Origin of the sequence: Actibacterium sp., from assembly GCF_041584535.1 — a bacterium.
Classification (GTDB): Bacteria; Pseudomonadota; Alphaproteobacteria; order Rhodobacterales; family Rhodobacteraceae; genus Actibacterium_D.
In genome coordinates this window covers 1-1,020 of sequence record NZ_JBFHDW010000459.1, presented here as the reverse complement: position 1 = coordinate 1,020, position 1,020 = coordinate 1, and the positions used below count along the sequence as shown (strand labels likewise).

Below are 1,020 nucleotides of genomic sequence, written 5' to 3'. Positions count from 1 at the left end.
GGCGCTGCCCCGGACCCCGGGATATTTTCACGAAAAAGAAGCAGCTGTCTTTTTCTTGGCTGAAATACTCATGCCTGAGGGGCCAAAGGCCCCGAGGTAAAAGCAATGACCGGCCCTTGGGGCCGGTCGCAATTTAGTTGAGATAGGGCAGCGGATCGACGCTGCTAAAGCCCTCGCGGACTTCGAAATGCAGGAAGGGCGAGGCGCCGGCCCGCACCGTTGCGATGGTCTGGCCGCGGGCGACCGTATCGCCCTTTGACACCTTGATATCGTCGATATTGGCATAGACCGTCAGCAGCGTATCATTATGGCGCAGCACAAGGATCGGCACTTGATCGGTGTCGCGGGTGATGGCGGCGACGGTGCCCGAGGCCGCGGCTTTGACCGGGCTACCGGCGCTGGCGGCGATGTCGATACCTTCGTTCTTTTTCGCTTCGAACGCGCGGATGATCGAGCCATTGACCGGCATGACCATTTTCGAGCTGTCGGTGCTGTCCTGCGACAGATCGGTGGCCGGAACCGCGACTGGCGTCGTGCGCGCGGTTTCGTCGTTGGGCAGTGGCGCGGCGGCACTGGGGGGCGAGGGCACGGGCGAGCTGTCGCCGGGCAGGGTGGTGGTGGCGATGCCGCTGCTGTCTGCGCTGTCGGCGCCGACCGGGATCAGCAGATATTGCCCCTCGCGCACGGCGTAATCCGGCCCCAGGGCGTTCCATTCGGCAAGGCTGCGGACCGAGACGTTATAGCGTCGGGCGATGGAATAGGCGGTCTCGCCGCGTTCGACCTTGTGGCGGATCGGTTCGGGCGCGACGGCGACCTTGGTGCCCTCGGTTGTCGTGGCGATGGCCGGTTGGCCGGTGCTGGCGCGGTCGATGGCGCCGCCGGCAACGGCGGTGATGTCGATGCCATCGGGCGACTGGATCGGTCCGGTGGTGACCGAGCCGGTCGCGGGCGAGGGTTCAGCCACCCGGCGCGGCAAGGCCAGAATTTCACCAGCGCGCAGCGGCACGCCCTGATCGACGC

At 65.8% G+C, this 1,020-nt stretch carries 1 protein-coding gene; it reads right to left on the bottom strand.

Annotated elements, in window-relative coordinates; translation table 11 throughout:
• Positions 1-133: 133 nt before the first annotated feature.
• Positions 134-1,020 (bottom strand): peptidoglycan DD-metalloendopeptidase family protein (locus ABYW26_RS14750; protein ID WP_372605677.1); only part of this gene is annotated, 887 nt, incomplete at its 5' end.